We start from the raw sequence: 5,781 nt of genomic DNA, 5'->3' as shown, positions 1-5,781 counted from the left end.
GAGCCGCGCCGCGGACACCCGGCGAGGCCGTGCCCGCCACGGTGTTCGCGGCGGCGGACCTGCTGCTGACCCCGACCACGCCCGCCGGCCCGCACGGCCACGACGGTCCCGGCGGCCGGATGAACGTGGCTCTGACGTGGGCGTTCAACCTGTCCGGCCACCCGGCGGTGAGCGTTCCCGCCGGTACCGGACCCGACGGCTGCCCGGTCGGGCTGCAGATCGTCGCCCGGCACGGGGCGGATGCGGCGCTGCTGGACCTGGTCGAGCGGGTGGTCCCGCCCGCGGCCGTCGCCCCCGCGCCGGGCCGTGGGTGACCGGTCAGAACAGGACCGGCAGCCCCAGCGCGGCGTCGACGGCGATCGCCGCGAACAGCACGCACAGGTAGATGTTCGACAGGTGGAACAGCGGCATCGGGGAGATCTCGCCGCCGGACTTCACCTGGTGGTGCAGCCGGTGCGCCCGGAACACGAAGTACGCACCGCCGAGCAGCGCCACCGCGAGGTACACCCACGACGTCGCCGGCAGCAGGAGCAGGCTCCAGGCCACCATCACCCAGCTGTAGACCACGATCCGCACCGACACCGCCGGCGCGGGCGCCACGACCGGGAGCATCGGCACCCCGGCGGCGGCGTAGTCCTCGCGGTAGCGCATCGCCAGCGCCCAGAAGTGCGGCGGCGTCCAGAAGAAGATCACACCGAACATGACCAGCGCGGGCCACTCGACGGTGCCGGTCACCGCGGCCCAGCCGATCACCACCGGCATGCAGCCCGCGGCGCCGCCCCACACGATGTTCTGCGAGGTCCGCCGCTTGAGCAGCATCGTGTACACGAGCACGTAGAACGCGATCGCCGCCAGCGACAGCACGGCGGCCAGCCAGTTCGTGGTCAGACCCAGCCACACCGAGCTCAGCGCGGCCAGGACCAGGCCGAACACCAGCGCGTTGCGGGTGGGGACCTGTCCCCTCGCCAGCGGGCGGCGGGCGGTGCGCGCCATCTTCTGGTCGATATCGGCGTCGACGACGCAGTTCAGCGCGTGCGCCGCGGCCGCGGCCATCGCGCCGCCGACCAGGGTGGCCGCGATCAGCAACAGCGACGGCACACCGCGCTGGGCCAGGAACATGGCGGGCACGGTGACCACGAGCAGCTGCTCGATGATCCGCGTCTTGGTCAGGCCCAGATACGCCGCCACCGTGGCGCGGACGCGCGCGAGACGCCCGACCGGTGCCGCCGGCACCACCACGGTCGTCGCGGGGGGCGTCGCCGCCGGCGCGGCGTCCGGTCCGGCCGGGACGTGCTCGGCCGGGATCCCGGCCTCGTCGGCCCGGCTCCGCCCTGACGCGGGTGCGCTCACCTGTCCGTACCTCGCTCGGTTCGACGTAGTGATCCCGTGCCGCGCCGCCCGAGGGGCCGCACCGGCTCGGTGCCGTGGACACGGGGTGGTCGCCGCGGTGGCGACCTCCCTAGTTCTACAGCGCGTCGATGCTAACCGGTGGCATGCGTCGCGGGCCCGCCGGGTACGCCGTCACCGGCGGCCCGGTCGGCCGATCGCCACGAGGCGCAAAGCCGCAGGCCGCGGGCGTGAGCAGTAGGGTGTTCCGCGTCGGGGCGGCGACGATGCCGCCAGGTGATCCGGGTCGCACCACACACCCGCCGACGTCGCCGCCACCGGAACGGCCGCGACCACCGGGCGGGCATCCGGATCCACGACCGGCAGACCGACATTCGTCGACGCGAGTACAGGAGCCATCGCCTTGTCCGACACCGCTACGTCCCCCCACGCCGGGGACAGCGCCGTCGCCGCGCTCACCCGCGCGCACGTCCCCGACGACTGGACCGACCTCGACCGCAGGGCCGTGGACACCGTCCGTGTACTGGCCGCGGACGCGGTCCAGAAGTGCGGCAGCGGACACCCCGGCACCGCGATGAGCCTGGCCCCGCTGGCGTACACGCTGTTCCAGCGCGTCATGCGGCACGACCCGGCCGACCCCGACTGGATGGGCCGTGACCGGTTCGTCCTGTCCGCCGGGCACTCCAGCCTCACCCTCTACATCCAGCTCTTCCTCGCCGGCTACGGCCTGGAGCGGGAGGACCTGGAGCAGCTGCGGAAGTGGGGCTCGCTGACCCCGGGCCACCCGGAGTGGGGCCACACCCGCGGCGTCGAGATGACCACCGGCCCGCTGGGCCAGGGGTTGTCCTCGGCCGTCGGCATGGCGATCGCGGCCCGCCGCGAGCGCGGCCTGTTCGACCCGGACGCCCCCGAGGGTGCCTCGCCGTTCGACCACCAGATCTACGTGATCGCCTCCGACGGCGACATCGAGGAAGGCGTCACCTCCGAGGCGTCGTCGCTGGCCGGTCGCCAGGAGCTGGGCAACCTCACGGTGATCTACGACGCGAACGAGATCTCCATCGAGGACGACACCAACATCGCCTTCAACGAGGACACCGCGAAGCGGTACGAGTCCTACGGCTGGCACGTCCAGGTCGTCGACGGCGGCGAGAACGTCACCGGCATCCTCGCCGCGCTCGAGGCAGCGAAGGCCGAGACCGGGCGCCCGTCGATCATCGTGCTGAAGACCGTGATCGGCTTCCCGTCGCCGAACAAGATGAACACCGGGGCCGCGCACGGCTCCGCGCTGGGCGACGACGAGGTCCGCGAGGTCAAGCGGGTCCTGGGCTTCGACCCGGACAAGGAGTTCGACGTCGACGACGACGTGCTCGCCCACACCCGCGCGGTCGGCGAGCGCTCGCGCGACGCGCACGACTCCTGGCAGGGCACCTTCGACGAGTGGGCGGAGCGCGAGCCCGAGCGCAAGCAGCTCCTGGAGCGGCTGAAGGCGGGCCGGCTGCCGGACGGCTGGGAGGACTCCCTGCCGCACTGGGACATCGATGAGAAGGGCATGGCCACCCGGAAGGCCTCCGGTGCCGTGCTCGGCGCTCTCGCCGAGGTGCTGCCCGAGCTGTGGGGCGGCTCGGCCGACCTGGCCGAGTCGAACAACACCACGATGAAGGGCGCCGACTCCTTCGGGCCCAAGTCGGCGTCGACGGGTATGTGGACCACCTCCCCCTACGGCCGCACGCTGCACTTCGGTGTCCGCGAGCACGCCATGGGCGCGGTGCTCAACGGCATCTCGCTGCACGGCCCGACCCGGGTCTACGGCGGCACGTTCCTCGTCTTCTCCGACTACATGCGCCCCGCCGTCCGGCTGGCCGCGCTGATGAAGACCAACCCGATCTACGTGTGGACGCACGACTCGATCGGCCTGGGCGAGGACGGCCCGACCCACCAGCCGATCGAGCACCTCGCCGCGCTGCGGGCCATTCCCGGCCTGTCGATGGTGCGCCCCGGCGACGCCAACGAGACCGCCTACGCCTGGAAGGCCGCTCTGGAGCGGCCCGACGGCGGCCCGATCGGCTTCGCGCTGACCCGGCAGAACGTCCCGACCGTCGCCGGGACTTCCGCCGAGGGCGTCGCCCGCGGTGGCTACGTCATCGCCGAGGCCGCGTCCGGCGTCCCGCAGGTGATCATCATCGCCACCGGCTCCGAGCTGCACCTGGCGCTGGCCGCCCGCGAGCAGCTCGAGGGCGAGGGCGTCGGCACCCGGGTCGTCTCGATGCCGTGCGTCGAGTGGTTCGAGGCCCAGGACGAGCAGTACCGGGAGTCTGTCCTGCCGACCGCGGTCACGGCCCGTGTCTCGGTCGAGGCCGGCATCGCGATGCCCTGGTACCGCTACGTCGGTGAGCTCGGCCGGTCGGTGTCGATCGAGCACTTCGGTGCCAGCGCCGACCAGGCCACCCTGTTCGAGAAGTTCGGCTTCACCGCCGACACCGTCGCCACGGCCGCGCGGGAGACCCTCGCCGCGACCGAGAAGTCCTCCTGAACCGACGGCACCCGATCGCAAGGAGAGAATCATGAGCAACGATCGACTGGCTGCACTGTCCGCGGCCGGGGTGTCCATCTGGCTCGACGACCTGTCCCGGGAGCGCCTGACCAGCGGCAACCTCGCCGCCCTGATCGAGGACAAGCACGTCGTCGGGGTGACCACCAACCCGACGATCTTCGCCGGTGCGCTGTCCGACGGCGCCGCCTACGACGAGCAGGTCCGCGAGCTGGCCGCCCGCGGTGCCGACATCGACACCGCGATCCGCGAGATCACCGTCGCCGACGTCCAGCACGCCTGCGACGTGTTCTCCGGCGTCTGGGAGCGCACCGGTGGCGTCGACGGCCGGGTGTCGCTCGAGGTCGACCCGCGCCTCGCACACGACACCGAGGGCACCGCCGCGCAGGCGAGCGAGCTCTTCAAGGCCGTCGACCGGCCGAACCTGCTGGTCAAGATCCCGGCGACCGAGGAGGGCCTGACGGCCATCACCCGGGCCACCGCCGAGGGCATCAGCGTCAACGTGACGCTGATCTTCTCCGTCGAGCGCTACAAGCTCGTGATGGACGCCTACCTGACCGGTCTGGAGCAGGCGAAGGCGAACGGGCAGGACCTGTCCCGGATCCACTCGGTCGGCTCGTTCTTCGTGTCCCGGGTGGACTCCGAGATCGACGGCCGGCTGGAGAAGATCGGTGGCGACGCCGCGCTCGGCCTGCGTGGCAAGGCGGCCGTCGCGAACTCGCGGCTGGCCTACGCCGCCTACCGCGACGCGTTCTCCGGTGCCCGCTGGGACGCCCTCGCGGCCCACGGTGCGCACGCCCAGCGCCCGCTGTGGGCCTCCACCGGGGTGAAGAACCCGGACTACCCGGACACGCTGTACGTGTCCGAGCTGGTCGTGGACAACACCGTCAACACGATGCCGGAGAAGACCCTGCTGGCCTTCGCCGACCACGGTGAGGTCGACGGGGACAAGGTCACCGACACGGCCGGGGCGTCGCAGCAGGTCTTCACCGACCTGGAGGGCCAGGGCATCGACCTCGACGACGTGTTCCTCACCCTGGAGAACGAGGGCGTCGAGAAGTTCGAGAAGTCCTGGACCGAGCTGCAGGACACCGTCCGCGGCCAGCTCGACTCCGCGAAGTAGTTGAACGAGGCCACTCCCGGTGGCGACGGGGCCGACCTCGGCTCCGCCGCCACCGGCGGCCCGTCCGCATCCGCACCGTCCCCGGTGCGGGTGCGGCTCGCCGGTGAGCCGTTCGCCGGAGCGGCCCGGCGGATCGCCGCCGAGCTGGCCGGCGAGACCGTCGCCTCCCGGCTCGCCGACGCCGACCCCAGTGTCTGGGGGCCCCGCGCCGCGGGGACCCCGCCCCGTACCGGCTGGACCGGGCTCGCCGCCCGCAGCCGGCCCCTCGCCGGGCAGGTCGCCGCGCTGCGCGAACGGTTCGCCGTCGCCGGTGCGCACCGGGTGCTGCTCGTCGGTACGCCCGACGCGGTCGCCGCGGCCCGCGTCGTCGCCGGCACCGACCCGGGTGGGGCCCGGCTGACCGCACTGGACTCCGCGGACCCGGTGCAGGTCGCGGAGGCGCTGTCCGGGGAGCTCGCCGAGACCGTCCTCGTCGTCGCCGACGCGGCGGGCACCGACCCCGTCGTCGCGGCCGTCACCCGGGTGGTCGCCGCCGCGATCGCCGAGGAGGTCGGCGCCGACGCCCTCGCCGCGCGCACCGTGCACCTGACCGAGCCCGGCTCACCGCTGGACACACCCGGCGACCCCGGCCCGGTCGTGGTCACCCTCGACGCGGACGTGCCGGGCCGCTTCGGCGTGCTGGGCCCGCTCGGGCTGGTCCCCGCGGGGCTCGCCGGGGCGGACGTGCCCGCCGTCCTGGGCGACGCCGTCGCCGCCGAGCGCT

At 73.2% G+C, this 5,781-nt stretch carries 4 protein-coding genes and 1 pseudogene; 4 read left to right on the top strand and 1 reads right to left on the bottom strand.

Features of this window, described 5'->3' with window-relative positions; translation table 11 throughout:
* Positions 1-314: amidase family protein (locus NH602_RS27370; RefSeq protein WP_253069296.1), on the top strand; the 314-nt coding region annotated here is incomplete at its 5' end.
* Positions 315-318: 4 nt separating this feature from the next.
* Here NH602_RS27370 and NH602_RS27365 read toward each other — a convergent pair.
* The gene (locus tag NH602_RS27365) at positions 319-1,239 is read right to left on the bottom strand and encodes a heme o synthase (RefSeq protein ID WP_083658454.1); all 921 of its coding nucleotides are present in this window, start codon (positions 1,237-1,239) and stop codon (positions 319-321) included.
* Positions 1,240-1,750: 511 nt separating this feature from the next.
* On the opposite strand from NH602_RS27365, the gene tkt reads away from it, so the two are divergent.
* The 3 genes and pseudogenes from tkt to NH602_RS27350 form a co-directional block, all read left to right on the top strand.
* Entirely contained in the window at positions 1,751-3,877 is a 2,127-nt protein-coding gene (tkt, locus tag NH602_RS27360) for a transketolase (RefSeq protein WP_253069295.1), read from the top strand.
* A gap of 31 nt (positions 3,878-3,908) precedes the next feature.
* Positions 3,909-5,018 (top strand): transaldolase, encoded by a 1,110-nt coding sequence (tal, locus tag NH602_RS27355; protein WP_179762667.1) that lies wholly within the window; start codon positions 3,909-3,911, stop codon positions 5,016-5,018.
* Positions 5,019-5,781 (top strand): annotated as a pseudogene (locus tag NH602_RS27350) (hypothetical protein); the annotation flags it as partial.

The sequence above is a fragment of the Pseudonocardia sp. McavD-2-B genome, assembly GCF_024124365.1.
GTDB classification, from domain to species: Bacteria; Actinomycetota; Actinomycetes; order Mycobacteriales; family Pseudonocardiaceae; genus Pseudonocardia; species Pseudonocardia alni.
This window is presented reverse-complemented; position numbering and strand designations above follow the sequence as displayed.